At 73.9% G+C, this 26,694-nt stretch carries 24 protein-coding genes and 2 tRNA genes; 8 read left to right on the forward strand and 18 right to left on the reverse strand.

The window, feature by feature from the left end:
• Positions 1-6: 6 nt before the first annotated feature.
• Positions 7-1,260 (reverse strand): glutamate-5-semialdehyde dehydrogenase, encoded by a 1,254-nt coding sequence (locus ACI78Q_RS07155; protein WP_456922630.1) that lies wholly within the window; start codon positions 1,258-1,260, stop codon positions 7-9.
• 73 nt (positions 1,261-1,333) lie between these two features.
• Between ACI78Q_RS07155 and ACI78Q_RS07160 the strand changes: the two genes are divergently transcribed.
• Genes ACI78Q_RS07160 through ACI78Q_RS07175 form a run of 4 tightly spaced genes read left to right on the forward strand, consistent with a single transcriptional unit; the run spans position 1,334 to position 4,512 of the window.
• Positions 1,334-2,296 (forward strand): metal ABC transporter substrate-binding protein, encoded by a 963-nt coding sequence (locus ACI78Q_RS07160; protein WP_456922631.1) that lies wholly within the window; start codon positions 1,334-1,336, stop codon positions 2,294-2,296.
• Positions 2,293-3,078: a metal ABC transporter ATP-binding protein gene (locus ACI78Q_RS07165; RefSeq protein WP_456922632.1), complete on the forward strand. Its 786-nt coding sequence runs from the start codon at positions 2,293-2,295 to the stop codon at positions 3,076-3,078. The genes ACI78Q_RS07160 and ACI78Q_RS07165 overlap by 4 nt, the downstream gene beginning before the upstream one ends.
• Before the next feature lies 1 nt (position 3,079).
• A complete protein-coding gene (locus ACI78Q_RS07170) occupies positions 3,080-4,102 on the forward strand; it encodes a metal ABC transporter permease (protein ID WP_456922634.1) in 1,023 nt (340 codons plus the stop codon).
• Positions 4,099-4,512, forward strand: a complete 414-nt coding sequence (locus ACI78Q_RS07175) for a Fur family transcriptional regulator (RefSeq protein ID WP_456922635.1) — start codon at positions 4,099-4,101, stop codon at positions 4,510-4,512. Before ACI78Q_RS07170 ends, ACI78Q_RS07175 begins: the two co-directional genes overlap by 4 nt.
• A 3-nt stretch (positions 4,513-4,515) precedes the next feature.
• Here ACI78Q_RS07175 and ACI78Q_RS07180 read toward each other — a convergent pair whose 3' ends face one another.
• Positions 4,516-4,962, reverse strand: a complete 447-nt coding sequence (locus ACI78Q_RS07180) for a MarR family winged helix-turn-helix transcriptional regulator (protein WP_456922636.1) — start codon at positions 4,960-4,962, stop codon at positions 4,516-4,518.
• A gap of 72 nt (positions 4,963-5,034) precedes the next feature.
• On the opposite strand from ACI78Q_RS07180, the gene ACI78Q_RS07185 reads away from it, so the two are divergent.
• On the forward strand, positions 5,035-5,697 hold the full coding sequence (locus ACI78Q_RS07185; RefSeq protein WP_456922637.1) for a maleylpyruvate isomerase family mycothiol-dependent enzyme: 663 nt from the start codon (positions 5,035-5,037) through the stop codon (positions 5,695-5,697).
• Between the two features lie 75 nt (positions 5,698-5,772).
• Positions 5,773-6,081 (forward strand): hypothetical protein, encoded by a 309-nt coding sequence (locus ACI78Q_RS07190; RefSeq protein WP_456922639.1) that lies wholly within the window; start codon positions 5,773-5,775, stop codon positions 6,079-6,081.
• A 39-nt stretch (positions 6,082-6,120) separates the two neighbouring features.
• Here ACI78Q_RS07190 and def read toward each other — a convergent pair whose 3' ends face one another.
• The 11 genes from def to folC all read right to left on the reverse strand — a co-directional run bounded on the left by def (position 6,121) and on the right by folC (position 18,675).
• Entirely contained in the window at positions 6,121-6,606 is a 486-nt protein-coding gene (def, locus tag ACI78Q_RS07195) for a peptide deformylase (RefSeq protein ID WP_456922640.1), read from the reverse strand.
• Positions 6,607-6,619: 13 nt separating this feature from the next.
• Positions 6,620-7,741 (reverse strand): glutamate 5-kinase, encoded by a 1,122-nt coding sequence (gene proB, locus ACI78Q_RS07200; RefSeq protein ID WP_456922641.1) that lies wholly within the window; start codon positions 7,739-7,741, stop codon positions 6,620-6,622.
• On the reverse strand, positions 7,738-9,225 hold the full coding sequence (gene obgE / locus ACI78Q_RS07205) for a GTPase ObgE (RefSeq protein WP_456922642.1): 1,488 nt from the start codon (positions 9,223-9,225) through the stop codon (positions 7,738-7,740). The genes proB and obgE overlap by 4 nt, the downstream gene beginning before the upstream one ends.
• A 157-nt stretch (positions 9,226-9,382) precedes the next feature.
• Positions 9,383-9,640 carry a 50S ribosomal protein L27 gene (gene rpmA, locus ACI78Q_RS07210; protein WP_456922643.1) on the reverse strand — a complete coding sequence of 86 codons (258 nt, stop codon included), beginning with the start codon at positions 9,638-9,640 and terminating at the stop codon, positions 9,383-9,385.
• Positions 9,641-9,647: 7 nt separating this feature from the next.
• Positions 9,648-9,959: a 50S ribosomal protein L21 gene (gene rplU / locus ACI78Q_RS07215; protein WP_089405053.1), complete on the reverse strand. Its 312-nt coding sequence runs from the start codon at positions 9,957-9,959 to the stop codon at positions 9,648-9,650.
• Between the two features lie 183 nt (positions 9,960-10,142).
• The gene (locus ACI78Q_RS07220) at positions 10,143-13,430 is read right to left on the reverse strand and encodes an Rne/Rng family ribonuclease (RefSeq protein ID WP_456922644.1); all 3,288 of its coding nucleotides are present in this window, start codon (positions 13,428-13,430) and stop codon (positions 10,143-10,145) included.
• Between the two features lie 257 nt (positions 13,431-13,687).
• Positions 13,688-14,455: a TIGR03936 family radical SAM-associated protein gene (locus tag ACI78Q_RS07225; RefSeq protein WP_456922645.1), complete on the reverse strand. Its 768-nt coding sequence runs from the start codon at positions 14,453-14,455 to the stop codon at positions 13,688-13,690.
• The gene (locus ACI78Q_RS07230; RefSeq protein ID WP_456922646.1) at positions 14,455-16,404 is read right to left on the reverse strand and encodes a TIGR03960 family B12-binding radical SAM protein; all 1,950 of its coding nucleotides are present in this window, start codon (positions 16,402-16,404) and stop codon (positions 14,455-14,457) included. The genes ACI78Q_RS07225 and ACI78Q_RS07230 overlap by 1 nt, the downstream gene beginning before the upstream one ends.
• A 98-nt stretch (positions 16,405-16,502) precedes the next feature.
• The gene (gene ndk / locus ACI78Q_RS07235) at positions 16,503-16,922 is read right to left on the reverse strand and encodes a nucleoside-diphosphate kinase (protein WP_456922647.1); all 420 of its coding nucleotides are present in this window, start codon (positions 16,920-16,922) and stop codon (positions 16,503-16,505) included.
• Between the two features lie 11 nt (positions 16,923-16,933).
• Entirely contained in the window at positions 16,934-17,323 is a 390-nt protein-coding gene (locus tag ACI78Q_RS07240) for a DUF4233 domain-containing protein (RefSeq protein ID WP_456922648.1), read from the reverse strand.
• Positions 17,320-18,675, reverse strand: coding sequence for a bifunctional tetrahydrofolate synthase/dihydrofolate synthase (gene folC, locus ACI78Q_RS07245; RefSeq protein ID WP_456922649.1), 1,356 nt, complete (start codon positions 18,673-18,675; stop codon positions 17,320-17,322). The genes ACI78Q_RS07240 and folC overlap by 4 nt, the downstream gene beginning before the upstream one ends.
• A 42-nt stretch (positions 18,676-18,717) precedes the next feature.
• On the opposite strand from folC, the gene valS reads away from it, so the two are divergent.
• Positions 18,718-21,315 carry a valine--tRNA ligase gene (gene valS, locus ACI78Q_RS07250; RefSeq protein ID WP_456922650.1) on the forward strand — a complete coding sequence of 866 codons (2,598 nt, stop codon included), beginning with the start codon at positions 18,718-18,720 and terminating at the stop codon, positions 21,313-21,315.
• A 161-nt stretch (positions 21,316-21,476) separates the two neighbouring features.
• On the opposite strand, the gene clpX is transcribed toward valS, so the two are convergent.
• The 5 genes from clpX to ACI78Q_RS07275 all read right to left on the reverse strand — a co-directional run bounded on the left by clpX (position 21,477) and on the right by ACI78Q_RS07275 (position 26,214).
• Positions 21,477-22,748 (reverse strand): ATP-dependent Clp protease ATP-binding subunit ClpX, encoded by a 1,272-nt coding sequence (clpX, locus tag ACI78Q_RS07255; RefSeq protein WP_456922651.1) that lies wholly within the window; start codon positions 22,746-22,748, stop codon positions 21,477-21,479.
• Between the two features lie 271 nt (positions 22,749-23,019).
• A complete protein-coding gene (locus tag ACI78Q_RS07260; RefSeq protein ID WP_456922652.1) occupies positions 23,020-23,646 on the reverse strand; it encodes an ATP-dependent Clp protease proteolytic subunit in 627 nt (208 codons plus the stop codon).
• Between the two features lie 20 nt (positions 23,647-23,666).
• Positions 23,667-24,302 (reverse strand): ATP-dependent Clp protease proteolytic subunit, encoded by a 636-nt coding sequence (locus ACI78Q_RS07265; RefSeq protein ID WP_456922653.1) that lies wholly within the window; start codon positions 24,300-24,302, stop codon positions 23,667-23,669.
• 247 nt (positions 24,303-24,549) lie between these two features.
• Positions 24,550-26,004 carry a trigger factor gene (gene tig / locus ACI78Q_RS07270; RefSeq protein ID WP_456922654.1) on the reverse strand — a complete coding sequence of 485 codons (1,455 nt, stop codon included), beginning with the start codon at positions 26,002-26,004 and terminating at the stop codon, positions 24,550-24,552.
• A gap of 133 nt (positions 26,005-26,137) precedes the next feature.
• A tRNA-Pro gene (locus ACI78Q_RS07275) sits at positions 26,138-26,214 on the reverse strand.
• Between the two features lie 91 nt (positions 26,215-26,305).
• On the opposite strand from ACI78Q_RS07275, the gene ACI78Q_RS07280 reads away from it, so the two are divergent.
• Positions 26,306-26,379, forward strand: a tRNA-Gly gene (locus ACI78Q_RS07280).
• The last annotated feature ends 315 nt before the right edge of the window (positions 26,380-26,694 follow it).

The following is a 26,694-nucleotide window of genomic DNA, read 5'->3' on the forward strand; positions in this document are numbered from 1 at the left end:
AGCCGGTCAGCGGGTGTGGCCGCTGCCGGTGACGACGTACGTGGTGGAGGTCAGCTCCGGCAGGCCGAGCGGGCCGCGGGCGTGCAGCTTCTGCGTGGAGATGCCGATCTCGGCGCCGAAGCCGAACTCCCCGCCGTCGGTGAAGCGGGTGGAGGCGTTGACCAGCACCGCGGCGGCGTCCACCCCGGCGGTGAACGCCGCGATCGCCGAGGCGGAGTCGGCGACGATCGCCTCGGTGTGCCCGGTGCTCCACCGCTCGATGTGGTCCAGCGCCTGCGGGAGGTCGTCGACGACCCGCACCGCCATGTCCATCGACAGGTACTCGGTGGCCCAGTCCTCGTCGGTCGCGGGGACGACGGCGTCGTGGGCGGCCTGGGCCGCGGCGTCCCCGTGCAGGGTCACGCCGGCGTCGGCCAGCGCGGACAGCAGCCGCGGCAGGAACGGGACGTCGCGGTGCACCAGCAGCGTCTCGGCGGAGTTGCAGACGCTGACCCGGTGGGTCTTGGCGTTGAGCACGATCGCCTCGGCCATGGCCGGGTCGGCGGAGGCGTCGACGTAGACGTGGCAGTTGCCCTCGCCGGTCTCGATGACCGGCACGGTCGACTCGCGCACCACGCGCTGGATGAGCGACGCGCCGCCCCGCGGGATGACGACGTCGACCACGCCGCGGGCGTTCAGCAGCTCGCCCACCGAGGCGCGGTCGGCCGGCAGCAGCTCGATCGACCCGGCCGGCAGCCCGGCCTTCTCCGCGGCCTCGGTGAGGACGGCGACCAGCGCGGTGTTGGTGCCGAACGCCGACGCCGACCCCCGCAGCAGCGCCGCGTTGCCGCTCTTGAGGCACAGGCCCGCGGCATCGACGGTCACGTTCGGGCGGGCCTCGTAGACGATCCCGACCACGCCGAGGGGCACCCGGACCTGCCGCAGCTGCAGCCCGTTGGGCAGCGTCGACCCGCGGACGACGTCGCCCACCGGGTCCGGCAGGGCCACCAGCTGGCGCAGCGCGTCGGCGACCCCGGCCACCCGCCCCGCGTCCAGCCGCAGCCGGTCGAGGATCGCGGCGGGGGTGCCCGCGGCCGCGGCGGCCTCGACGTCGGCGGCGTTGGCGGCGAGCACCTCGTCGGTGCGCTCGACCAGCGCGTCGGCCATCGCCCGCAGCGCGGCGTCCTTGGTGTCGGTGGGCAGGGTGCGCAGCACCCGGGCGGCGGCGCGGGCCCGCTGGGCCGCGGCGCCGATCAGCGGCAGGCCGGAGACGTCGGACACGCCCGCGAGGGTACGCGGGCGGACGCCGCACCTCGCCGTCCCGACCACCGCAGCCCATGCGAGAATGATTCTCATGCACATCACGACGACGCGCACGACGGCGACCGCCGCGGCCTGCGCCGCTGCCCTCCTGCTGACCGCGTGCGGAGGCGACGACGCCACCAGCACCGGCACCGGGGAGGGGCTCACCGTCGTCGCCGGCTTCTACCCGCTGCAGTGGGCCGCCGAGCGCGTCGGCGGCGACCGCGTCGACGTCTCCTCGCTCACCCCGCCCGGCGCCGAGGCCCACGACCTGGAGCTGACCCCCCAGGACGTCGCCGCGGTCGGCGAGGCCGACGTGCTGGTCTACCTGGCGGGCTTCCAGCCGGCCCTGGACGAGGCCGCGGAGTCCGAGGCCGGCGACGCCGCCTGGGACGCCGGGCAGGCGGCCGACCTCTCACTCACCTCGGAGGAGCACTCGCACGACGGCGAGGAGGAGCACGCCGAGGAGGGGCACGCCGACGAGGGCGAGGAACCGGTCGACCCGCACTTCTGGCTGGACCCGACCCGGCTGGCCGCCGTCGGCGACGCCCTGGCCGCGGAGCTCGGCGCGCAGGACCCGGACGGCGCGGCCACCTACGAGGAGAACGCCGCCGCCCTGCGGGCCGACCTCGAGGCGCTCGACGCGGAGATGCAGGCCGGGCTCGCGAACTGCGCCGTCCCCACGCTGGTCACCAGCCACGACGCCTTCGGCTACCTCGCCGCCCGCTACGGCCTCGAGGTGGTCGGCATCAGCGGCCTCTCCCCCTCGCAGGAGCCGAGCCCGGCCCAGCTCGCCGAGATCTCCACACTGGTGCGCGAGCGCGGGGTGACGACCGTCTACACCGAGACCCTCGTCGACCCCGCCGTCGCCGAGACCGTCGCCGAGGAGGCCGGGGTGCGCACCGCCGTCCTGGACCCGCTGGAGGGCCTGACCGACGAGTCCGCCGGTGCGGACTACCTGTCGGTCATGCGCGAGGACCTGGCCACGCTGCAGGAGGGGCAGGGCTGCTCATGACCGCCGCCATCCGGCTCCGGGACGCCAGCATCGGCTACGGCGACGTGCCGGTGGTCTGCGGCGTCGACCTCACCGTGCAGGCCGGCGAGGCGGTCGCCGTCCTCGGCTCCAACGGGTCGGGGAAGACGACGCTGTCGCGGGGGCTGCTCGGCCTGGCCGCCGTCCTCGGGGGCGAGGTCGAGGTGCTCGGGGCGCCGGTCGGGCGGCTGCGCGAGCGGGGGCGGATCGGCTACGTGCCGCAGCGGCACACGGTGAGCGGCGCCGTGCCGGCCACGGTCCGCGAGGTGGTCGGCGTCGGCCGGCTGGCCCGGCTCGGGCTGTTCCGGCGGCTGCGCCCCGCCGACCGCGCCGCGGTCGCCGACGCGGTGGCCGCCGTCGGGCTCAGCGACCGGATGAGCGACCCCGTGGCCTCGCTCTCCGGCGGCCAGCAGCGCCGGGTGCTGGTGGCCCGCGCGCTGGCCGCCCAGCCGGAGCTGCTGATCATGGACGAGCCGACCGCCGGCGTGGACGCCGCCAGCCAGGACGCGCTCGCCGCCGTCCTGGCCGGCGTGTCGGCGACCGGCACCACCCTGCTGGTCGTCACCCACGAGACCGGGCCGCTGCGCGGCGTCCTGACCCGCGCGGTCGTGGTCGACCACGGGCGGATCGGCTACGACGGCCCGCTGGCCGGCGCAGAGCCGCACGCCGACGGCGGCCACCACCACCCCGAGGACGCCGGCCGGCCCCCGGCCAGGGGCTACCGCATCGACCAGCCCCGGGTGACCAGCGACGGAGGCCGCTGACGTGGAGATCCTCGAGTACGGCTTCATGCAGCGGGCGCTGCTGGCCTCGCTGATGGTCGGCCTGGTCGCCCCGGCGGTCGGCGTCTTCCTGGTCCAGCGCCGGCTGTCCCTGCTGGGCGACGGCCTCGGCCACGTCGCCCTCACCGGCGTCGCGATCGGCGTCCTCACCTCGACCGCCCCCGTCGGAACGGCGCTGGTGGCAGCGGTCATCGGTGCGGTCGTCATCGAGCTGGTGCGGGCCCGCGGACGCACCAGCGGCGACGTCGCCCTCGCCGTCCTGTTCTACGGCGGCATCGCCGGCGGTGTCGTGCTGCTGAGCCTGGCCCCGCGCGGTCAGGCGACCAACCTGGAGTCCTACCTGTTCGGGGCGATCACGACGACCAGCGCCTCGGACGTCGCCGTCTTCGCCGTCATCACGCTCGTCGTGCTCGCCGCGGTGTGGCTGCTGGGCCAGCGGCTGTACGCGGTCAGCGACGACGAGGAGTACGCGCGGGCGGTCGGCCTGCCCGTGCTCGCGCTCAACATCGTGCTCGCGGCGCTGGTCGCCTCGACCGTCGTGCTGTCGATGCGCGTGGTCGGGCTGCTGCTCATCAGCGCCCTGATGATCGTGCCGAGCGCGGTCGCCCAGCTGGTGGCCCGCAGCTTCCGGCAGGCCCTCTACCTGGCCTGCGCCATCGGCCTGGTGGTCAGCGTCTCGGGCACGACCGCGTCCTACTACGCGGGCACCCCGTCCGGCGGGACGATCGTGCTGCTGGCGATCGCCCTGTTCCTCGTCGTCACCAGCACGGTGGCCCTGCGCGAGGTCACCGCGCGGCGCCGGCACCGGCGGCGGGCGGAGGTGCACGCGGCGCACCCGCACGAGCACGGCGAGGGCTGCGGGCACCAGCCGGTGCCGCACGGCGACCACGTCGACTACGACCACGACGGCCACCTGCACGCCCCGCACCGCACCGGCGCGGGCACCCACTACGACGAGCACGGCCGGCACGCGACGCCGGCCCCCGGCCAGGGAGGCCGCCCGTGACCGCCCCGAACCCGGCCGAGGTGCCCGGCCGCCGGCAGACCCGGCAGCGCAGCGCCGTCCAGGGCCTGCTCGAGGAGCTCGACGGCTTCCGCACCGCCCAGGACCTGCACGCCCTGCTCCGCGAGCGGGGCGACGCGGTGGGGCTGGCGACGGTCTACCGGGCGCTGCAGGCCCTGGTGGACGACGGCCTGGTCGACGTGCTCCGCGGCAGCGACGGCGAGGCCGCCTACCGCCGGTGCTCGCCGGTGCACCACCACCACCTGGTGTGCCGATCGTGCGGCCGCACGGTGGAGGTGGCCGACCCGCCGGTCGAGCGCTGGGCCGCCCGGGTCGCCGCCGAGCACGGGTTCGCCGACGTCCAGCACCAGCTGGAGGTGTTCGGCACCTGCGCCACCTGCACGGCCGGATGAGGCTCACCGGTACGGGTCGGTGACCTCCCGGAGCCGGGTGAGCGCCGCCCGCAGGGCGGCGGCGGTCTCCTCGCCGAGGTACGCGGTCCACTCGGCCTCGACCTCGGCCTCGACCCGCCGGGCCAGCGCCACGACCCGCTCGCCGCGGTCGGCCATCTGCACCAGCCGGGCCCGGCCGTCGGTCGGGTCGGCCACCCGGCGGACGTAGCCGGCGGCCTCCAGCTGGTCGACGAGGTGCCCGGCGGTCTGCTTGGTGACCAGCGCCTGCTCGGCGAGGTCGGTCAGCCGCGTGCCGGTGCGGCCGATCCTCGCGGCGATGCGGCCCTGGGCGGCGGTGATGTCGTCGAAGCCGGCCGCGGCCAGCGCCGCCAGGATCCGCGCCTCCATGGCCCGGTGCGGGTAGAAGCACAGCAGCCCCAGGTTCTGCCGCTCCTCCGGTCCCTCGGTCACGGTGCCCCTTGACGACGGTCAGATCCTCTGACGAAACTTGTCAGAGGATCGTACCAACCGGGTGGAGGCGTCATGGACCTCGACGACGTGTGGCGGACCATCGACGCCGAGCGGCTGAGCCTCGCTGACCTGCTGGAGGACCTCTCCCCCACCGAGTGGGAGACCCCGTCGCTGTGCTCCGGCTGGCGGGTCGGGGACGTCGCCGTGCACCTGACCCAGGCGCACATGGGGCTCGGCGCGGCGCTCGTCGCGGCGGTCCGTGCGCGCGGCAGCTTCGACCGGATGATCCGGGACTCGGCTCTGCGCGCGGCGCCGCTGCCGCCCGCGGAGTGCGCCCGGCGGTTGCGTGCGATGGCCGGCTCGCGGCGTACGGCACCGTTCCTCAGCCCGCTGGAGCCGCTCATGGACGTCCTCGTCCACGGACAGGACATCGCACTCCCCCTGGGTCGCTGCCGGCCGATGCCCCCGGCCGCCGCGGCAGCGGCCGCACAGCGCGCGTGGGACATGGGGTTTCCCTTCCGGGCACAGCGGCGGCTGACCGGCCTCCGGCTCTCGGCGACCGACACCGGCTGGACCGTCGGCGACGGCGCTCCCGTGGAGGGTCCCGTCGCGGCGCTCCTGCTGCTGGTCACCGGCCGCGAGGCCGCGCTCGGCCAGCTCGACGGGGAGGGTGCCCGGCTGCTCGCCGGCCGCCGGGACGGCGACGTCGCGGGCTCGGGGGCCGATCGAGCCTGACAGCCGGCGACGCCGGCGGGGCCGGACGTGGAGGCCCGCTCAGCTCGGGCGCTCCCCGACCAGCAGGAGGACGCCATGACATGGGCAGTGACCATGGACGTGCCCGCACCGGTGGAGGTGTACGACGCCGTCCACGCCGAGGTCCTGCGCAGGGCCGGCGACACGACCGAGGGGCTCCTGGTGCACCTCGCCCGGGCCACACCGACCGGGTTCCAGGTCATCGAGGTCTGGGAGTCCAGGGAGGACGCCGAGCGCTTCGACCGTGAGCTGGTCCAGCCGGTCGTCGCCGAGCTCTCTCCCGACGGCCCCCCGCCCGGCGATCCCGTGGTCACCGAGTTCGAGGTCCGCGGCCTGGTCGTGCCCGGGACCGCCGTCGTCGTCTGACCGCTGCCCAGCCGGCCGCGCGGGAGCCGCGCCGTCCCGTCAGCCCCGCTCGCGCAGCGCGCGCAGGGCGGTCTTCCGGGCCTCGCCGGTCAGCCGGTCGAGGAAGACCTTCCCGTCGAGGTGGTCGACCTCGTGCTGCAGTGCGCGGGCCATCAGGCCGCTGCCCTCCAGGCGCAGCGGCTTGCCGGTGACGTCGAAGCCCTCGACGACGGCGTGCATGGCCCGCACCGTGGGCGCCCAGATGCCGGGGATGGACAGGCACCCCTCGTCGCCGTCCTGCGTCTCCTCGGACAGCTCGACGATGCGCGGGTTCACCATGTGCCCGATCACGCCGTCGACGTTGTAGGAGAACGCCCGCAGCCCCACCCCGATCTGCGGCGCGGCCACGCCGGCCCGTCCCGGGTCGGCCACGGTGTCCTCGAGGTCGCGGACCAGCGCGGCCAGCTCCTTGTCGAAGGCGCGCACCGCGTCGGCGGGGGTGCGGAGGACGGGGTCACCGAGCACGCGGATGGGGCGGATCGTCACGGCCGGCAGTCTCTCAGCCCAGGGACGGGCGCCGGACCAGCACCATCTCGTCGCGGTGCACCAGCTCCCGCTGGTACTCCGGGTCGAGCTCGCCGGTCTTGCGGCCGAGCAGCGGCGGCAGCTCGCGGGCGTCGAACGCGACGAGGCCGCGCGCGACCACGACGCCGTCCGGGCCGACCAGCTCCACGGGGTCGTCGGCGAGGAAGTCGCCGACCACGCCGGTGACGCCCGCCGCCAGCAGGGAGGCGTTGCGCTCGCGCACCGCCCGCACCGCGCCCTCGTCGAGGACCAGCCGCCCCCGGGGACGGGTGGCGAAGCGCAGCCAGAACTGCCGGGCGCGCGGGCGGGGGCCCATGACGGCGAACCGGGTGCCCACCGGCTCCCCGGCCAGCGCCGCGGCGGCCTGCACGGTGGAGGTGACGACGACCGGGACGCCGGCGTGCGCCGCGATCAGGGCGGCCTCCACCTTGGTCGCCATGCCGCCGGTGCCCACGCCGTTGCGCCGGGCCGTGCCCAGGGTGACGACGTCGAGGTCGGCGGGGTCGCGCACGGTGTCCAGCAGCCGGGCCGGCCCCTGCCGCGGGTCGCCGTCGTAGACGCCGTCGACGTCGGAGAGCAGCAGCAGCGCGTCGGCGTGCGCCACGTGGGCGACCAGGGCGGCGAGCCGGTCGTTGTCGCCGAAGCGGATCTCCTCGGTGGCCACCGTGTCGTTCTCGTTGACGATCGGCAGCACCCCGAGGGTGAGCAGCTTCTCCACCGTGCGCTGCGCGTTCCGGTAGTGGCTGCGCCGGGTGAGGTCGTCGGCGGTGAGCAGCACCTGGCCCACGGTGACGTCGTGGCGGGCGAACGCGTCGGCGTAGGTCTGCACCAGCCGCAGCTGCCCGACGCTGGCCGCGGCCTGCGCGGTCGCGAGGTCCCGCGGCCGGCCCTCGACGCCCAGGGGCGCCAGGCCGGCGGCGATCGCCCCGGAGGAGACGAGCACGACCTCCCGGCCGGCGGTGCGCGCGGCCCCGAGGACGTCGACCAGCGCCGCCAGCCGGCCCTCGTCGAGCCCGCCGGGCAGGGTGGTCAGCGACGACGAGCCGACCTTGACCACGACCCGCCGCGCGCCGGCGATCTCCGGCCGGGCGGTCACTCGTCGTCTCCGGTGGGGAGGTCCTCCTCGTCCCAGGTGTCGCTGAGCTCGAAGGGCACCCGGCGGGCCCGCTTGGCCGCCAGCCGCTCCTCGGCCCGCACCCGGTGCGGGGCGTCGATGCGCGCGTCGGTGCCGCGCCCGCCGAGCCCGGCGCTCTCCTCGACGGTGAGCGTGCCGGCCGGCAGGGTGGGCGCCCAGTCGAACGTGACCCCGCCGATGGTGACCGCGTCGCCCTCGCGGGCACCGGCCTTGGCCAGCTCCTCCTCGACACCGAGCCGGTTGAGCCGGTCGGCGAGGAAGCCCACGGCCTCGTCGTTGGTGAAGTCGGTCTGGCGCACCCAGCGCTCCGGCTTGACCCCGTGGACCACGAACGCCTCGTCGTCCTCCGGGTCGCGCTCGACGGTGAACCCGCTGTCGTCGACCGCGCGCGGGGTGAGGGTGATCCGGACCGCCTCGGGCTCCGGCAACGCGGCCCGGTGCTCGTCGACGGCGGTGGCCAGGGCGAAGCCGAGCTCGCGCAGCCCCTCCCCCGTCGCCGCGCTGACCGGGAAGACCTGCAGCCCGCGCTCCTCGAGGCCGGCGCGGACCAGGTCGACCAGCTCGCGGGCGTCCGGGACGTCGATCTTGTTGAGGACGGCGATCCGCAGCCGGCTCACCAGGTCGATCTCCTCGCCGCTGTACTCGGCGAGCTCGTGCTCCAGCGCCTCGATGTCGCTCTCGGGGTCACGGCCGGGCTCCATCGTCGCCATGTCGACCACGTGCACCAGCACGGCGCACCGCTCGATGTGGCGGAGGAACTCCAGACCCAGGCCCCTGCCTTCGGACGCCCCCGGGATCAGCCCCGGGACGTCGGCCATCGTGAAGGCGACGTCGCCGGCACGGACCACGCCGAGGTTGGGCACGAGCGTGGTGAAGGGGTAGTCGGCGATCTTGGGCCGGGCCGCCGACATCGCCGCGATCAGCGAGGACTTGCCCGCCGAGGGGAACCCGACCAGGCCGACGTCGGCGATGCTCTTGAGCTCGATGACGGCGTCGAACGCCTCCCCCGGCTCGCCGAGCAGCGCGAAGCCGGGGGCCTTGCGCCGGGAGTTGGCCAGCGCGGCGTTGCCCAAGCCGCCCTTGCCGCCGTGCGCGAGCACGACGCGGGTGCCGGCACCGACGAGGTCGGCGACGACCCGGCCGTCGGGGGTGCTCACCACGGTGCCGGCGGGGACCCGCAGGACGCGGTCCTCACCCCGGGCGCCGTGGCGGTTGCTGCCCTCGCCCGGGCGGCCGTTGCCGGCCTTCTGGTGCGGGCGGTGGTGGAAGTCCAGCAGGGTGTGCACGCTGGGGTCGACCTCGAGGACGACGTTGCCGCCGTCCCCGCCGTTGCCCCCGTCGGGCCCGCCCAGCGGCTTGAACTTCTCGCGGTGGATGGACGCCACCCCGTGGCCGCCGTTGCCGGCCGCCACGTGGACGACCACGCGGTCGACGAAAGCGGCCATGTCCGCGCCGCCTCTCAGTTCTCGGGTGTCAAGCGCCACGAGCGCACGGGCCGCCGGCCCGTGCGCTCGTGTGCGGGGTGAGTGTGCCGTCGGCCCTTCGGCCCCGTCCCGGGGCCCGGCCTGAGCCTGCGGAGGCCGGGGAGGACGTGGTCCTCTCTCAGGCCTCGACGGCGGCGATGGAGACGGTCCGGCGACCGCGCCGCGTGCCGAAGGTCACCGAGCCCGCCTCCAGGGCGAACAGCGTGTCGTCGCTGCCGCGACCGACACCCAGGCCCGGGTGGAAGTGGGTGCCGCGCTGGCGCACGATGATCTCGCCGGCCTTCACGACCTGACCACCGAAGCGCTTGACGCCGAGGCGCTGCGCGTTCGAGTCGCGGCCGTTGCGGGAGGACGAGGCGCCCTTCTTGTGTGCCATGTCGTCGTCAGCCCTTCGTGATGTCGCGGACCACGACGTCGGTGAGGGGCTGACGGTGCCCCTGACGCTTGTGGTAGCCGGTCTTGTTCTTGAACTTGTGGATGCGGATCTTCGGGCCCTTGCCGTGGCCGACGATCTCGCCGGTCACGGTCACGCCGGCCAGCGCCTGCGCGTCGCTGGTGACGGTGTCACCGTCGACCAGGAGCAGGGCCGGGAGGGTGACGGTGTCGCCCGCCTCACCCGCGAGACGGTTGACCGTGAACCGGTCGCCCACGGCCACCTTGTGCTGCCGGCCACCGGCCTTCACGACTGCGTACACCACTGACTCCTCGATCGCTTCTACGTGTCCTGTGTGCACCCCGACGACGGGCGCCGGGTGCTGGACGGGCCGCACGCCTGCCAGGCGACACCCTGCGGTGCCCGGCCCGTGGCGGTGCAACCCGACCAGCGTACCCGAGGGATCGGGACCGGGTCGAACCGGTGCCCGATCCCCCGGGCGGGGTCAGGAGGCCGGCGGGCCGGCCGGCCGGCTGGCCGCACGGCGGCGGCGCGGGCGAGTGGCCACCGCGGTGGCGGTCCCGTCGTCGGCCACCGGGGCCTCGGCCGCGGGCGCCTCGGTGGCGGGCTCGTCGACCGGCCCGGGGTCGTCGGGGCCGGCGCCCGCGGGCACCGCCTCCTCGTCGGCCGCGGCCGGCTCCCCGGTCAGCGAGACCTCGGTCACCGGTGCCTCGGCCGCCGCCAGGACGCTGCCGGCGTCCTCGACTGCCGCCTCGGCCGGAGCCGGGGCCTCAGCCGGGACCGTCCCGGCCGGAGCGACCTCGGGAACCTCGGCCGGGGTGTCGGCGCCGTCCGGGGTCCCGGCCTCGCCAGGGGTGTCGGCCTCGCCGGGGGTGTCGGCCTCGTCCGGGGTGTCGGCCTCGCCGGCGACGTCGTCGGCCGGCGCGGTCAGCACCGCGGCGTCCTCGGCGGCCCGCTCCTCCCCGGCCTGGCTGCGACCGCGGCGACCGCGGCTGCGGCGTCCCCCGGAGCGCGGGCTCTCGCCCTCGCCGTCCGGGGTGCCGGCGGCCCGCGCCGCCACCTCGACGGCGACGGTCTCGACGACGGCGACGGTCTCGACGACCTCGGCCGGGACGGCGTCCTTGGTCTGCTGGCCGTTGTCCCTGCCGCGGTCGGACCGGCCCTGGTCACGGCGGCCGTTGCCGCCGCCCGAGCCGCCGGGGCCGTTGCCGCCGCTGCGGCGCCGCTCGTCCACCGGATCGGTGGTCACCAGGACGCCGCGGCCCCGGCAGTGCTCGCACGGCTCGGAGAAGACCTCGAGCAGCCCCTGGCCGACCCGCTTGCGGGTCATCTGGACCAGGCCCAGCGAGGTGACCTCGGCGACCTGGTGCTTGGTGCGGTCGCGGCCCAGGCACTCGGTCAGCCGCCGCAGCACCAGGTCCCGGTTGCTCTCGAGCACCATGTCGATGAAGTCGATGACGATGATGCCGCCGATGTCGCGCAGCCGGAGCTGGCGGACGATCTCCTCGGCCGCCTCCATGTTGTTGCGCGTGACGGTCTGCTCGAGGTTGCCGCCGGAGCCGGTGAACTTGCCGGTGTTGACGTCGACGACGGTCATCGCCTCGGTGCGGTCGATGACCAGGGAGCCGCCCGAGGGCAGCCACACCTTGCGGTCCAGTGCCTTGGCCAGCTGCTCGTCGATGCGCAGGTCGCGGAAGACGTCGCCCTCGCCGGTGAACCGGGACAGCCGGCCGGTCAGCTCCGGGGAGACGTGCGCGACGTAGGCCTCGACGGTGTCCCAGGCGTCGTCGCCCTGGACGACGAGCTCCTTGAAGTCCTCGTTGAACACGTCGCGGATGACGCGGATCGCGAGGTCCGGCTCGCCGTACAGCAGCGTCGGCGCGCTGGAGGTGGAGTCCGCCTTCTTCGAGATGACCTCCCACTGCGCCTGCAGCCGGGCGACGTCGCGGGTCAGCTCCTCCTCCGAGGCGCCCTCCGCGGCGGTGCGGATGATGACGCCGGCGTCCTCGGGGACGATCTTCTTGAGCACGTCCTTGAGCCGCTGCCGCTCGGTGTCGGGCAGCTTGCGGCTGATGCCGGTCATCGAGCCGCCGGGCACGTAGACCAGGAACCGGCCGGGCAGGTTGATCTGCTGGGTCAGCCGGGCGCCCTTGTGGCCGATCGGGTCCTTGGTGACCTGCACCAGCACCTTGTCGCCGGACTTCATCGCCTGCTCGATCGAGCGCTGCTTGCCGGACAGGCCGGCAGCGTCCCAGTTGACCTCACCGGCGTACAGGACGGCGTTGCGCCCCTTGCCGATGTCGATGAAGGCCGCCTCCATGCTGGGCAGCACGTTCTGCACCCGGCCGAGGTAGACGTTGCCGGCGAAGGACGTCGCCTGCGCCTGGGTCACGTAGTGCTCCACCAGCACGTCGTCCTCGAGGACGGCGATCTGGGTGCGCTCGCCCCGCTGGCGGATGACCATCTTGCGGTCGACGGCCTCACGGCGGGCGAGGAACTCGGCCTCGGTGAGGATCGGCGCGCGGCGGCGGCCACTGTCGCGGCCGTCGCGGCGGCGCTGGCGCTTGGCCTCGAGCCGGGTGGACCCGGTGACGCCCTTGACGTCGTCGTCGCTGGTGGTGCGGCCGTTGCGGCCGGCCCGCTCCGGGCGGTCGTCGTCGGCCTCGGCGGCGGCCTCACCCTCGCCGCTGCTCCCCCGGCGGCGGCGCCGGCGCCGGCGGCGGGTGCTGGAGCCGCCCTCGGCCTCCTCGCCCTCGGCGGTGTCCTCACCGCCGTCGGTGTCGCCCTCGGTGTCGTCCTCGTCGGGCTCCTCGGCGCCCTGCTCGTCGCCGGAGTCCTCGTCCTGGTCCACGTCGGAGTCCTCGGCGTCGCCGGCCTCGTCGCCGCTGCGACCCCGGCCGCGGCCGCGGCGCCCGCGACGGCGGCGACGGCTGCCGGCCGAACCGGTGTCGTCGCGGTCCTCCGCCTCGGCGTCAGCCTCGGTGTCCGCGTCGGCCTCGGTGTCGGCGGCCTCGTCCTCCTCGGTCTCGACCGCCTCGACGGTGGCCGGCTCGTCATCGGTGGCCCGGCGGCGGGAGCGCCCGCGGCGGGACCGGGGGGCCGGCGTCTCCTCCTCGTCGCGGTCCTCCGCCGGCTGGGCGCCGGCCTCCTCGACCACCGGGGACTCGGCGGGACGGCGGCTGCGCCGGCGCGGTGCGGGCGGCGCCTCGGGCTCGGCCGGGGCGACGAAGCTGACGAAGGCCGGCATCGGGGGCGCGGCTGCCGCCGGGGAGGCGTAGGCCCCGGGGTCGGCGGCACCGGCCGGCCGGGTGGCGCGGCGGCGCGGCCGCGCGATGACCGCGGTGGGCTCCGGGGAGCTGAACTGGGCGCCGAACCGGGAGGCGGGGTGCTCCTCGGGCTCCGGCTCGGCCTCGGCCCCGGCCGGGGGCACTGCCTCGGTCTGGGGCCCTGCCTCGTCCTGGGGCGTCGCCTCGTCCTGGGGCGTCGCCTCGTCCTGGGGCGTCGCCTCGTCCTGGGGCGCCGCCTCGTCCTGGGGCACCGCCTCGTCCTGGGGCGCCGCCTCGGCCTCCGCGGCTGCCGGCTCCGGCGCGTCCACGGGTGCGGTCTCGGGCGCCGGCTCGGTGGTGGCCTCCGCTGCCGGGGTCGGCTCCGGGGCCTCCCCGGTGTCCGCGATGTCGGTCTCCTCGGCCTCCTCGGGCAGGACTGCGGGGTCCAGTCCCTCGTCGGCCGGCTGGGCGGTGGCGGGGGTGGTGTCGTCGTTCTGGTCGGCCACGAGGGCTCGCCTCCTGTGTGGTGCTCCCGGGCGCCGATCACGAGGACTGGCGGCCGCGCAGGAGCACGGGTTGGGCGGGTCGGGCCGCCGCGCGGGTACGGCGGCGAGCTCGACTCGCGAAGTCTGTGGGCCGGCGCCCGCGCGGTGGTGCCGCGGCCGGTGCCGGGTGGAGCTGGTCTTCGGTCCTGCGAGATCTCGGGGTCGCGTCACGCCTGGCAGCCGTGCCGCTCGACGTCGCGAGGCTCCGGCCCCACCGGTCAGACCGCCGCGTGCTCCCCCTGGCAGCGGGTGCGCGCCGCGCGGTCCGGACCGAGCGGGTCGGCCACGATCCCGTTGTCGTCGAGCCGGCCCTGCGCCTCACGCACGGCCCGAGGGGGCGACGGCGGGCGCAGGTCGGCGACGGCAGCGAGAGCGGCCAACACGTCGTCGGGTCGAACGGCGGGCGTCACCTGCCGGACGACCATGGTCAGTATGGCACAACCTGCTGTGCCGGCCGCCGCAGCGGAGGCCACCGGCTCGCGCGCGTCGACGTCCCGCAGGCCGTTCTTGGTGCGCTTGGCGACGGTCACCACGTCGCTGGCCAGGAAGGTCGCGACGGCGGCCGCGAGCTCCTCCGGCTCCACGCCCGGCAGCTCCACGCGCCAGCGCGCGGCGTCGATCCGGTCGGCGAGCGAGCCGCCGCCCTCGGCGGCCTCGACGCACTCGAGGACGTCGACCCCCGGGGGCAGCGACGCGTCCAGCGCGGCCCGCACCGCCTCGGGGTCGCGGGCCTCGGCGAGGCCGATCTCGACGTACTCGGCCTCGCTGGCCGCACCGGTCGGGGCCGCGCCGACGTAGGAGATCTTCGGGTGCGGGCTGAACCCGGCCGAGAACGCCATGGGGACGCCGGCCCGGCGCAGCGCGCGCTCCAGCGCCCGCGCGAGGTCGCGGTGCGAGGCGAAGCGCAGGGGGCCGCGCTTGGCGTAGCGCAGCCGCAGCTTCTGGACCGTCGGCGGCGGGGGCGGGCCCTCCGGCTGGCGTGCCACTACCGGCCGACGACCGTGAGCGGGAGCAGACTGCGCCCGGTCGGCCCGATCTGGATCTCGGTGCCGTTGGTCGGGCAGACGCCGCAGTCGTAGCAGGGGGTCCACCGGCAGTCGGCGACCTCCTCCTCGCTCAGGGCCTCCTGCCAGTCGTCCCAGAGCCACTCCTTGTCGAGCCCGGAGTCCAGGTGGTCCCAGGGCAGGATCTCCTCCTGGGTCCGCTCGCGGGTGGTGAACCAGTCCAGGTCGACCCCGAAGGCGCCGAGCTCCTCGGCCGCGGCCGCCGTCCAGCGCTCGTAGGAGAAGTGCTCGCTCCAGCCGTCGAACTTCCCGCCCTCGCGCCACACCCGCTCGATGACCCGGCCGACGCGGCGGTCGCCGCGGGACAGCAGGCCCTCGACCACGCCCGGCTTGCCGTCGTGGTAGCGCAGGCCGATGGAGCGGCCGATCCGGCGGTCGGCGTTGATCGCCTGGCGGAGCACCCGCAGCCGGTGGTCGATGGTCTCGGCGCTGGCCTGCCCGGCCCACTGGAACGGGGTGTGCGGCTTGGGCACGAACCCGCCGATGGAGACGGTGCAGCGGACGTCCTTGGAGCCGCTGGCCTCGCGCCCGGCGCGGATGACCTCCACCGCCAGGTCGGCGATCTCCAGCACGTCCTCGTCGGTCTCGGTGGGCAGACCGCACATGAAGTAGAGCTTCACCTGCCGCCAGCCGTTGGCGTAGGCGGTGGTGACGGTGCGGACGAGGTCCTCCTTGGACACCGTCTTGTTGATCACCCGGCGGATCCGCTCGCTGCCGCCCTCGGGAGCGAAGGTGAGACCGCTCCGCCGGCCGTTGCGGGAGAGCTCGTTGGCCAGGGTCACGTTGAAGGCGTCCACGCGGGTGGACGGCAGCGACAGGCCGGTGTTGGTGCCCTCGTAGCGGTCGGCGAGCTCCTTGGCCAGCTGGCCGATCTCGGAGTGGTCGGCGCTGGACAGCGACAGCAGCCCGACCTCCTCGTAGCCGGTGGCCCGCAGCCCCTGGTCGACCATCGAGCCGATGCCGGTGATCGTCCGCTCGCGCACCGGCCGGGTGATCATCCCGGCCTGGCAGAACCGGCAGCCGCGGGTGCAGCCGCGGAAGATCTCCACGCTCATCCGCTCGTGCACCGACTCGGCCAGCGGCACCAGCGGGGTCTTCGGGTACGGCCACTCGTCGAGGTCCATGACGGTGCGCTTGCCGACCCGCGCCGGGACGTCGTCCCGCGTCCGGGTCACGGCCGCGATCGCGCCGTCCGGACCGTAGGAGACCGCGTAGAACCGCGGCACGTACACGCCGTCCACCCGCGCGAGGCGGGCCAGCAGCTCGACCCGGCCGCCGGGCCGGCCCTGCTCCTTCCACGCCGCGACGACGTCGGTGATGTCGCCGACGACCTGCTCGCCGTCACCGAGGACGGCGCAGTCGACGAAGTCCGCGATGGGCTCGGGGTTGAACGCGGCGTGCCCGCCGGCCACCACCACGGGGTGGTCCTCGTCGCGGTCGAGGGCGTGCAGCGGGATGCGGGCGAGGTCGAGGGCCTCGAGCAGGTTCGTGTAGCCCAGCTCGGTGGCGAAGCTGACCCCGAGCAGGTCGAAGTCGCGGACGGCGCGGTGCGCGTCGACGGTGAACTGCGGGACGCCGTGCTCGCGCATCAGGCCGGCGAGGTCGGGCCAGACGGCGTAGGTGCGCTCGGCGAGGGCGTCGGGGCGCTCGTTGAGCACCTCGTAGAGGATCATCAGGCCCTGGTTGGGCAGCCCGACCTCGTAGGCGTCGGGGTACATCAGCGCCCAGTGGACGGCGACGTCGTCCCAGGCCTTCACCTGCGCGTTCAGCTCACCGCCGACGTACTGGATCGGCTTCTGCACCTGCGCGAGGAGCGGTTCGAGGCGGGGGTAGAGAGTCTCCCCCGAGGCATGGCGCGTGGTCCCAGTCATGACCCGTCCAGGGTAGACGCGCCTCTCCCGGGACGAGATCGGCGATCTCGTGGCCATCAGCAGCGGATCGCCACGAGACCGCCGATCTCGCGGGGTGGTCAGCCCAGGTCGGGGAAGAACAGCTTGATCTCGCGCGCGGCGGACTCGGGCGAGTCGGAGCCGTGCACGATGTTGTTCTGCACCTCGAGGGCGAAGTCACCGCGGATGGTGCCCGGGCCGGCCTGCACCGGGTCGGTGGCGCCGGCCAGCGCCCGGAAGGCCTCGATCGCCCGCGGGCCCTCGACGACCAGGGCCATGAGCGGGCCGCTGGTGATGAACTCGACCAGCGACGGGAAGAACGGCCGCTCCCGGTGCTCGGCGTAGTGCGTCTCGGCGACCTCGGCGGTCAGGGTGCGCAGCTCGGCGGCGACCAGGCGGAGGCCCTTGGCCTCCAGGCGCGAGATCACCTCGCCGACCAGGCCGCGGGCGACGCCGTCGGGCTTGACGAGGACCAGGGTGCGAGGAGTGGCTTCAGACACGAGCGCGGAGCCTACGCGGCGGGATCGCCGCCGTTCCGGGGCGCGGGTTCGCGGAACGGGGAGCCGAGCAGCTCCTTGCGGATCTGCAGCAGGTACAGCCAGATGAGCACGAACGCGCCGGCGACGAACCACATCACGCTGTTGAGGAAGCCGGTGGCCAGCAGCGGCACCTGCAGCGCGGTGGCCGCGACCAGTCCCCAGGCCCGGCGCTGCACGCCCGCGGCGAGGATCAGCAGCACCGCCAGCACGAGCAGCGCCGTGAGCCGGCCACCGGTCAGCCCGGGCCCGCTCTGGGCGATGCCCCGCGGCACGAAGAGCACCGCGATGCCCTCGAGCACGAGCACCCCCGCGGCCGCGCCCCGCAGTGCCCGGGCCGCGCGCACCGGGTCGGGCGCCGTCACGGCGTCGTCCCGCCCATGAGGGTGCGGGCCTCCCCCGCCGTGACCACGCTGCCGGTGACCAGCACGCCGGAGCCGCCGAGGGCGTCGTCCGGTCCGGCCTCGGCCAGCTCGATGGCCTCGGTGAGGGCCTCGGGCAGCCGCGGCGAGACGCTCACCCGGTCGGCCCCGAAGACGTCGACGGCCAGCGCGCCCAGCTCGTCGGCCGGCATCGCCCGCGGGGAGCTGTTCTGGGTGACGACGAGCTCGGCGCAGATCTCCTCGAGTGCGGCCAGCATCCCGGCGACGTCCTTGCCGTGCACCGCCCCGACCACGCCGACCAGCCGGGTGAAGTCGAAGGACTCGCGGATCGCCTCCACGGTCGCGGCCATGCCGGCGGGGTTGTGCGCGGCGTCGACCAGCACCGTCGGGCTGGTGCGCACCCGCTCCAGCCGGCCGGGCGAGCGGACCGCGGCGAACGCGGCCCGCACCGTGTCGAGGTCGACGGTGCCGGTGGTGGCGCCGGCCCCGAGGAACGCCTCGACGGCGGCCAGCGCGGTGGCGGCGTTCTGCGCCTGGTGGGCGCCGAACAGCGGGATGAAGACCTCGTCGTACTCGCCGCCGAGACCCTGCAGCCGCAGCTGCTGCCCGCCGACGGCGACCTTCCGCTCGAGGACGCCGAACTCGGTGCCCTCGCGGGCGACGACGGCCTCCACCTCGACCGCGCGGCGCACCAGCGTGTCGAGGGCGCCGGGCTGCTGCCGGGCGAGGACGGCGATCGAGTCGGGCTTGATGATCCCGGCCTTCTCCCCGGCGATCGTGGGGACGTCGGGCCCGAGGTACTCGGCGTGGTCGAGCGCGACGGGCGTGACCACGGCGACGCGGGCGTCCACCACGTTGGTGGCGTCCCAGGTGCCGCCCATCCCGACCTCGATGACGGCGACGTCGACCGGGGCGTCGGCGAAGGTCGCGTAGGCCATGCCGACCATGACCTCGAAGAAGCTCATCGGGTGCTCGCCGGCGGTGTCGACCATCTGCACGTAGGGCGCGATGTCGTCGAAGGTCTCCACGAACCGCTCGGCGCTGACCGGCTCGCCGTCGAGGACGATCCGCTCGCGCACCGACTGCAGGTGCGGGCTGGTGAAGCGGCCCACCCGCAGCCCGAAGCCGCGCAGCAGCTCGTCGACCATGCGGGCGGTCGTCGTCTTGCCGTTGGTGCCGGCGACCTGGATGGCGGGGTAGGCACGGTGCGGACTGCCCAGCAGGTCCACGAGCGCGGAGATGCGGCCCAGCGACGGCTGGAGGCGGCTCTCCGGCCAGCGGCCGAGCAGCTCTGCCTCCACCCGGGCGAGGTCACCGGTGCTGCTGCTGCTCATCCTCCCCAGGATGCCAGTCGCCCACTTCCTAGGATGAGGTACATGGTTCCCGACAACGCGACCCCCGCCACCCCTGCGCCGGGAGCCTCCGTCGGCGTACCGGAGAAGCCGTCGCTGGACGGGCTCGAGGAGAAGTGGACCGGCCGCTGGGCGGCCGAGGACACCTACGCCTTCGACCGGGCGGCCGCGCTGGCCGGCCCGCGCGAGCAGATCTGGTCGATCGACACTCCCCCGCCGACGGCCAGCGGCTCCCTGCACGTGGGGCACGTGTTCAGCTACACCCACACCGACATCGTCGCCCGCTACCAGCGGATGCGCGGCAAACACGTCTTCTACCCGATGGGCTGGGACGACAACGGCCTGCCCACCGAGCGCCGGGTGCAGAACTACTACGGCGTCCGCTGCGACCCGTCGCTGCACTACGACGAGGGCTTCCAGCCGCCGGCCAAGCCGGGCAAGGACCAGCTGCCGATCTCCCGGCGCAACTTCGTCGAGCTGTGCGAACGGCTGACCGCGGTCGACGAGGCCGCCTTCGAGGAGCTGTGGCGCCGCGTCGGGCTGTCGGTGGACTGGTCGAACGTCTACCGGACGATCTCGGCGTCCTCCCGCGCCACGGCGCAGCGGATGTTCCTGCACAACCTCGCCCGCGGCGAGGCCTACGCGCAGGAGGCACCGACCCTCTGGGACGTCACCTTCCGGACGGCGGTCGCGCAGGCCGAGCTCGAGGACCGCGAGCGGCCCGGCGCCTACCACCGGATCTCCTTCTCCGGCCCGTCCGGCCCGGTCTTCATCGAGACCACCCGCCCCGAGCTCCTCCCCGCCTGCGTCGCCCTGGTCGCCCACCCCGACGACGAGCGCTACCAGTCGCTGTTCGGCTCCTCCGTGCGGACGCCGGTGTTCGACGTCGAGGTCCCGGTGGTGGCCCACCGCCTCGCCGAGCCGGACAAGGGCTCCGGCATCGCGATGATCTGCACCTTCGGCGACCTCAACGACGTCACCTGGTGGCGGGAGCTGCAGCTGCCCACCCGCGCGGTCATCGGCTGGGACGGCCGGCTGGTGCCCGACCCGCCGGCGGGGCTGTCCTCCGACGGCGCGGCGTCGGCCTACGGCGAGCTGGCCGGCAAGACGGCGCACGCGGCCCGCGAGCGCATGGTCGAGCTGCTGCGCGAGTCCGGCGACCTGCACGGCGACCCGAAGCCGATCACCCACCCGGTCAAGTTCTTCGAGAAGGGCGACCGGCCGCTGGAGATCGTCACCACGCGGCAGTGGTACATCCGCAACGGCGGCCGGGACGCCGAGCTGCGCGACGCCCTGATCGCCCGCGGCCGCGAGATCCGGTGGGTGCCCGAGCACATGCGGCACCGCTACGACAACTGGGTCGAGGGCCTCAACGGCGACTGGCTGATCAGCCGGCAGCGGTTCTTCGGCGTCCCCTTCCCGGTCTGGTACCGGCTGGACTCCGAGGGCGAGCCGGACTACACCGACCCGATCCTCGCGCCCGAGTCGGCGCTGCCGGTCGACCCGTCGTCCGACGTGCCGGAGGGCTTCACCGAGGAGCAGCGCGGCGTGCCCGGCGGGTTCATGGCCGACCCCGACGTCATGGACACCTGGGCGACGTCCTCGCTGTCCCCGCAGGTGGCCTCGGGTTGGGACACCGACCCCGAGCTGTTCGCCAAGGTCTTCCCGATGGACCAGCGGCCGCAGGCGCACGACATCATCCGCACCTGGCTGTTCTCCACCGTCGTCCGGTCGCACTTCGAGTTCGGCACGGTGCCGTGGACGCACGCGACGATCTCCGGCTTCGTCGTCGACCCCGACCGCAAGAAGATGTCGAAGTCGAAGGGCAACGTCGTCACCCCGATCGACGTGCTGGAGCGCTTCGGCACCGACGCCGTCCGCTGGCGGGCCGCCGGTGCGCGCCCGGGGGCGGACTCGCCGTTCGACGAGGCGCAGATGAAGGTCGGCCGCCGGCTGGCCATCAAGATCCTCAACGTCGGCAAGTTCGTGCTGGGGCTGGGGGCGTCGGCCGACCTGTCGGCCTCGGCCGTGACCGAGCCGATGGACCTGGGTCTGCTGGCCGGGCTGGCGGCCGTGGTCGACGAGGCGACGGCGGCGATGGAGGCCTACAACTACACCCGCGCCCTCGAGGTCACCGAGGCCTTCTTCTGGACCTTCTGCGACGACTACGTGGAGCTGGTGAAGTCCCGCGCCTACGGGTCGGACGACGCCGCCCGCTCCGCCCAGGCCACGCTGGCGATCGCGCTGTCGGTGCAGCTGCGCCTGTTCGCCCCGGTGCTGCCTTTCGTCACCGAGGAGGTCTGGTCCTGGTGGCAGGCCGGCTCGGTGCACCGCGCCCCGTGGCCGGCGGCCGGGGAGCTGCCGACCGGGGGGGACCCGACGGTGGTGACGGTCGTGGCCGCGGCGCTGGCCGGGGTGCGCAAGGCGAAGTCCGACGCCAAGCAGTCGATGCGGGCCGACGTCGAGTCGGCGACCGTCACCGCGCCGGCCGAGCAGGTGCCGCTGGTGGAGGCCGGTCGCCGTGACCTCGCCGAGGCCGGGCGGATCGCGGCGCTGTCGGTGGCCGCCGGGGAGGGCCCGCTCACGGTGGACGTCGTCCTCGCCCCCACCCCGGAGGCCTGACCGGCTGCTTGCTCGAGCGTGTGCGCTGAGGCCCGGTTCCGCCGCTCGGAACCGGGCCTCAGCGCACACGCGGGGAGCCGATCACCACGCGCCGCCCTGAGAACGGGACGAGCCCGCCCCCGGTGACCGGGGACGGGCTCGTCGTCGCTGAGCGTCGAGGCTCAGGCGCTCTTCTCGCGGGGGGCGCGGGTGGGCTTGCGGGGCACGATCGTCGGGTTGACGTGCTCCAGCACGACCTCCTTGGTGATCACCACGGAGGCGACGTCGTCCCGGCTGGGGACGTCGTACATGACCGACTGGAGGACCTCCTCCATGATCGCCCGCAGGCCACGCGCACCGGTGCCACGCAGGATGGCCTGGTCGGCGATGGCCTCGAGGGCGTCCTCGGTGAACTCCAGCTCCACCCCGTCGAGCTCGAACAGCCGGCGGTACTGGCGCACCAGGGCGTTCTTCGGCTCGGTGAGGATGTTGATCAGCGCCTCGCGGTCCAGCTTCTGCACGCTGGTGATCACGGGGAGACGACCGATGAACTCGGGGATCATCCCGAACTTCAGCAGGTCCTCCGGCATGACCTCGGCGAAGGCGTTGGCCTCCTCGATCTCCTTCTTGCCGCGGATCTCCGAGCCGAAGCCGATGCCCTGCTTGCCGGCCCGCTGCTCGATGATCTTCTCCAGCCCGGCGAAGGCGCCGCCCACGATGAACAGCACGTTCGTCGTGTCGATCTGGATGAACTCCTGGTGCGGGTGCTTGCGGCCACCCTGCGGCGGCACCGACGCCGTCGTCCCCTCGAGGATCTTCAGCAGCGCCTGCTGCACGCCCTCGCCGGACACGTCGCGGGTGATCGACGGGTTCTCGCTCTTGCGGGCGATCTTGTCGACCTCGTCGATGTAGATGATGCCGGTCTCGGCGCGCTTGACGTCGTAGTCGGCGGCCTGGATCAGCTTGAGCAAGATGTTCTCGACGTCCTCACCGACGTAGCCGGCCTCGGTGAGGGCGGTCGCGTCGGCGATGGCGAAGGGGACGTTGAGCATCCGCGCCAGCGTCTGGGCGAGGTGCGTCTTGCCGCAGCCGGTCGGGCCCATGAGCAGGATGTTGGACTTGGCCAGCTCGACCGAGTCGTCCCGCCCGCCGACGCCGCCGGCCTGCACCCGCTTGTAGTGGTTGTAGACCGCCACCGAGAGCGTGCGCTTGGCCTTGTCCTGGCCGATCACGTACTGCTCGAGGAAGTCGTGGATCTCCTTGGGCTTCGGCAGCTCGTCGAACTTCAGGTCCGACGACTCCGAGAGCTCTTCCTCGATGATCTCGTTGCAGAGGTCGATGCACTCGTCGCAGATGTAGACCCCGGGGCCAGCGATGAGCTTCTTGACCTGCTTCTGGCTCTTGCCGCAGAACGAGCACTTGAGCAGGTCACCGCTCTCACCGATTCGTGCCACCTGCTGACCTCCACCTCGGGGAATCAGGCCCTGGTCTCAGGTACCTGCGTGTGAACTGGTGCTTGTCCCGTACACGGCCCCGCACTCCGCGAGGCTCTCCTCCCGGCTTTCCTGCCGGGGATCGGGCGCTCGCCGACGGTACCTGCCGGCACCGATCCGGCCGGGTGATGACTCGCCCGGCCGGGACGATGCTGACCTCATGCGTCCCGCGTCCCCCGACGGTACGGGTCGAGGGCGCGACACGCGCACCCTCGACCCGCACCGATCGGGTTCAGCCGGGAAGTGCGTTGAGCTTCCGGCTCTGGATCACCTGGTCGACGATGCCGTAGGCCTTGGCCTCGTCGGCGGTCAGGATCTTGTCGCGCTCGATGTCGGTGCGGACCTGCTCGACGGTCTGCCCGGTGTGGCGGGCGAGGATCTCCTCCATCTGCGACCGCACCCGCTGGATCTCCGCGGCGTGGATCTCGAGGTCGGAGACCTGGCCACCGGACTCACCCGACGGCTGGTGGATGAGCACCCGCGAGTACGGCAGCGCCAGCCGCTTGCCCGGCGTCCCGGCGGCCAGCAGGACGGCGGCGGCGGAGGCGGCCTGGCCCATGCAGACGGTCTGGATGTCGGGGCGGACGAACATCATCGTGTCGTAGATCGCCATCAGCGAGGTGAACGAGCCACCGGGCGAGTTGATGTAGATCGTGATGTCGCGGTCGGGGTCGGCCGACTCGAGCGTGATGAGCTGGGCCATCACGTCGTTGGCCGAGGCGTCGTCGATCTGCACCCCGAGGAAGATGATCCGTTCCTCGAAGAGCTTGTTGTAGGGGTTGGACTCCTTCATGCCGTAGCTGGTCCGCTCCACGAAGGAGGGGAGCACGTAACGGCTGGAGGGCATCTGGAAGCTCATTGCTCGTTCTCCTCGGACCCTCAGTTGTCGGTGACCGGGTTGGCGCTGTCGGTCATGGTGGCCCGGCTGACGACGTGGTCGACGAAGCCGTACTCGAGGGCTTCCTGCGCGGTGAACCAGCGGTCGCGGTCGGAGTCCTTCTCGATCTGCTCGATCGGCTGCCCGGTGTGCAGCGACTGCAGCTCGTTGAGCTCCCGCTTGGTGCGGCGGAACAGGTCGGCCTGGATGGCGATGTCGGACGCGGTGCCGCCGACGCCGGCCGAGGGCTGGTGCATCATGATCCGCGCGTGCGGCAGGGCGTAGCGCTTGCCCTTGGTGCCGGCGGTCAGCAGGAACTGGCCCATCGAGGCGGCCAGGCCCATGCCGTAGGTGGCGACGTCGCAGTCGATGAACTGCATCGTGTCGTAGATGGCCATGCCCGCCGTGACCGAGCCGCCGGGCGAGTTGATGTAGAGGTGGATGTCCTGCTTCGGGTCCTCGGCGGACAGCAGGAGCATCTGGGCGGCGAGCTGGTTGGCGATCACGTCGTCCACCTGGCTGCCCAGGAAGATGATGCGCTCGCGCAGCAGACGCTCGTAGACCGAGTCGTTGAGGTTCATCCCCCCGGCGGCGGCACGCAGCAGCGGCGCGCTCGCCAGGTTCGGGTTGGTGCTCACGGGTGTGGTGACCTCCGTAGGACTGTCGGGCAGTCGGTCTCGGTGGGTGGGGCTGGGTGGTGCGGGCCCGGGGGCCGCTGCGCCTGGTCTGCGTCGACCCTAACGCGCAGGCGGTGGGGAGCAGTCCCGACGCGGGCGGTGTTCGCCGTGGGCGCAGCGGCCCGGCCGGGACGGTCCGCAGGACGAGCGACGCCGCCCCTCCCCGGGTTCGGGGCGGGACGGCGTCGGTCGTCGGTGCGGGTGCGGGTCAGGCCTTGGCGGCGTCCCCGGTCTCCTCGGTGCCGGCCTCGGCCGGCGCCTCGGCGACCTCGTCCTCGGCGGCCTCGTCCTCGGTGGACTCGGCGGCGGTGGACTCGGCGGCGGCGTCTGCGGCCTGGACGGTGCGCGGGCGGAGCGCCTCGAGGTCGACGACGTTGCCCGAGGCGTCGGTGATCGTCGTCTGCTCGAGCAGCTGGGCCAGGGCCTTGGTGCGGCGGACGTCGGCGACGAACTCGGCGATGTTGCCGCCCTGCTGCAGCTGCTGCGCGTACTGCTCGGGGCTCATCCGGTTGCGCTGGGCCTGGGCCATGATCTGCGCGGACAGGTCCTCGTTGTCGACGGTGACCTCACGGGCGTCGGCGACGGCGTCCAAGATGAACTGGGTCCGCACCGCCTCCTCGATGTTCTTGCGCTGGTCGGCGTCGTAGGCCTCGCGGTCGGTGACGCCCGACATCTGGAGGAAGGCGTCCCAGTCCATGCCGGCCTGCTGGAGCTGGGCCTGCATCGACTGGTTGCGCCACTCGACCTCGCGCGCGACCAGGTTCTCCGGGACGGGCACCTCGACGGACTCGATCAGGTGCTCGATCAGCTTGTCGCGGGCCTGCGCGCCCTGCTGGAGGACCTTGGTGCGGGACAGCCGCGTGCGGACGTCGTCGCGCAGCTCCTCGAGGGTGTCGAACTCGCTGGCGGTGGAGGCGAACTCGTCGTCCAGCTCCGGCAGCTCCTTGGTCTTCACCGAGCGCACGGTGACGGTGACGTCGGCCTCCCGGCCGGCGTCGGGGCCGTTGAGCAGCGCGGTCCGGAAGGTCTTCGACTCGTCGACGGACAGCCCGCGGACCGCGTCGTCGAGGCCCTCCATCAGGTTGCCGGATCCCACCTCGTAGGACATGCCGGTGGTCGAGCCGTCCTCGAGCACCTCGCCGTCGAGCTTGGCCTCGAGGTCGATGGAGACGAAGTCGCCCTCCTCGACGGCGCGGTCGACGGCGGTCAGCATGGCGAACCGCTCGCGCATGACGGAGATCTGCTCGTCGATCTCCTCGTCGGTGACCTCGACGTCGTCGACGGTCACGGACAGCTCGTCCAGCGAGGGCAGCTCGACCTTGGGGGCGACGTCGACCTCGGCGGTGAAGGCCAGGGTGTCGTTGTCGTCGAGGCGGGTGACCTCGATGTCGGGCTGGCCCAGCACGCGGACCTGGTTCTCGCGGACGACCTCGGAGTAGACCTCCGGGATGGCGTGCTGGACGACCTGCTCCAGGACCACCGGCCGGCCGATGCGCTGGTCGAGCACCCGGTTGGGCACCTTGCCGGGGCGGAAGCCGGGCACGCGCACCTGGCGGCCGAGCTCCTTGTAGACCTCACCGAAGGCGTGGTCCAGGTCCCCCCACGGCACCTCGATCGCCATCCGGACCCGCGTGGGGCCCAGTTCCTCGATGGTGCTCTTCACAGCGGCAGTGCTCCTCGATCGAAAGACAGGGACGGTCGCCGGGCCGGTTCGACGGCGCCGGGTGTCGACCCACGAGCATAGAGACGTCGCGGGAACGGCCGGGGCGGCGGTGGGGATACCCAGACGGCGCCCCTGGTCGGGGTGGCGGGATTTGAACCCACGGCCCCCCGCTCCCAAAGCGGGTGCGCTACCAAACTGCGCCACACCCCGTGGCGGACCGAGTCTAGGTGGCGGCACACCCGACGTGCCGGGCGCCTGGCAGACGGGCAGCGCGGGGCGGTTACGCTGTGCTGGCACCTCTGCGGGTGTAGCTCAATGGTAGAGCCCCAGCCTTCCAAGCTGGCCATGCCGGTTCGATCCCGGTCACCCGCTCCATGCGATGTCGCGGAACACCGCTCACATCGCGTGCCGCAACACCCTTCACGGTCGGGCGGTCCGCGGCGGCGCCATGACTCTCGCCCTACCGGCGGATGGGAGCCTCCATCAGACCGGGCGCGGGACAGTGCCCCAAGCGCCGGTGAACCCTCTCGTTGTCGACGGCGCCACCGCTCGCGTCAGAGCTGCTGCGCCGACGGCGACCGCGCGGACCTCGTGTCGCTCACATCGCGAGCAGTTCGAGCCGGCGCCCGTGGTTGCTGGAGCCCGCGGCCTGGATCGGGTGGATGCAGCACGAATCGCGGCGTCGTGCGT

The organism is Geodermatophilus sp. SYSU D00705, assembly GCF_054050135.1.

What these genes read in the sequence shown, in the direction of transcription:
- ACI78Q_RS07160 (WP_456922631.1), top strand. Translation starts at nt 1,334, where the DNA reads ATGCACATCACGACGACGCGCACGACGGCGACCGCCGCGGCCTGCGCC.
- ACI78Q_RS07165 (WP_456922632.1), top strand. Translation starts at nt 2,293, where the DNA reads ATGACCGCCGCCATCCGGCTCCGGGACGCCAGCATCGGCTACGGCGAC.
- ACI78Q_RS07185 (WP_456922637.1), top strand. Translation starts at nt 5,035, where the DNA reads ATGGACCTCGACGACGTGTGGCGGACCATCGACGCCGAGCGGCTGAGC.
- ACI78Q_RS07190 (WP_456922639.1), top strand. Translation starts at nt 5,773, where the DNA reads ATGACATGGGCAGTGACCATGGACGTGCCCGCACCGGTGGAGGTGTAC.
- obgE (WP_456922642.1), bottom strand. Translation starts at nt 9,225, where the DNA reads ATGGCCGCTTTCGTCGACCGCGTGGTCGTCCACGTGGCGGCCGGCAAC.
- rpmA (WP_456922643.1), bottom strand. Translation starts at nt 9,640, where the DNA reads ATGGCACACAAGAAGGGCGCCTCGTCCTCCCGCAACGGCCGCGACTCG.
- ACI78Q_RS07230 (WP_456922646.1), bottom strand. Translation starts at nt 16,404, where the DNA reads ATGACTGGGACCACGCGCCATGCCTCGGGGGAGACTCTCTACCCCCGC.
- folC (WP_456922649.1), bottom strand. Translation starts at nt 18,675, where the DNA reads ATGAGCAGCAGCAGCACCGGTGACCTCGCCCGGGTGGAGGCAGAGCTG.
- valS (WP_456922650.1), top strand. Translation starts at nt 18,718, where the DNA reads ATGGTTCCCGACAACGCGACCCCCGCCACCCCTGCGCCGGGAGCCTCC.
- ACI78Q_RS07260 (WP_456922652.1), bottom strand. Translation starts at nt 23,646, where the DNA reads ATGAGCTTCCAGATGCCCTCCAGCCGTTACGTGCTCCCCTCCTTCGTG.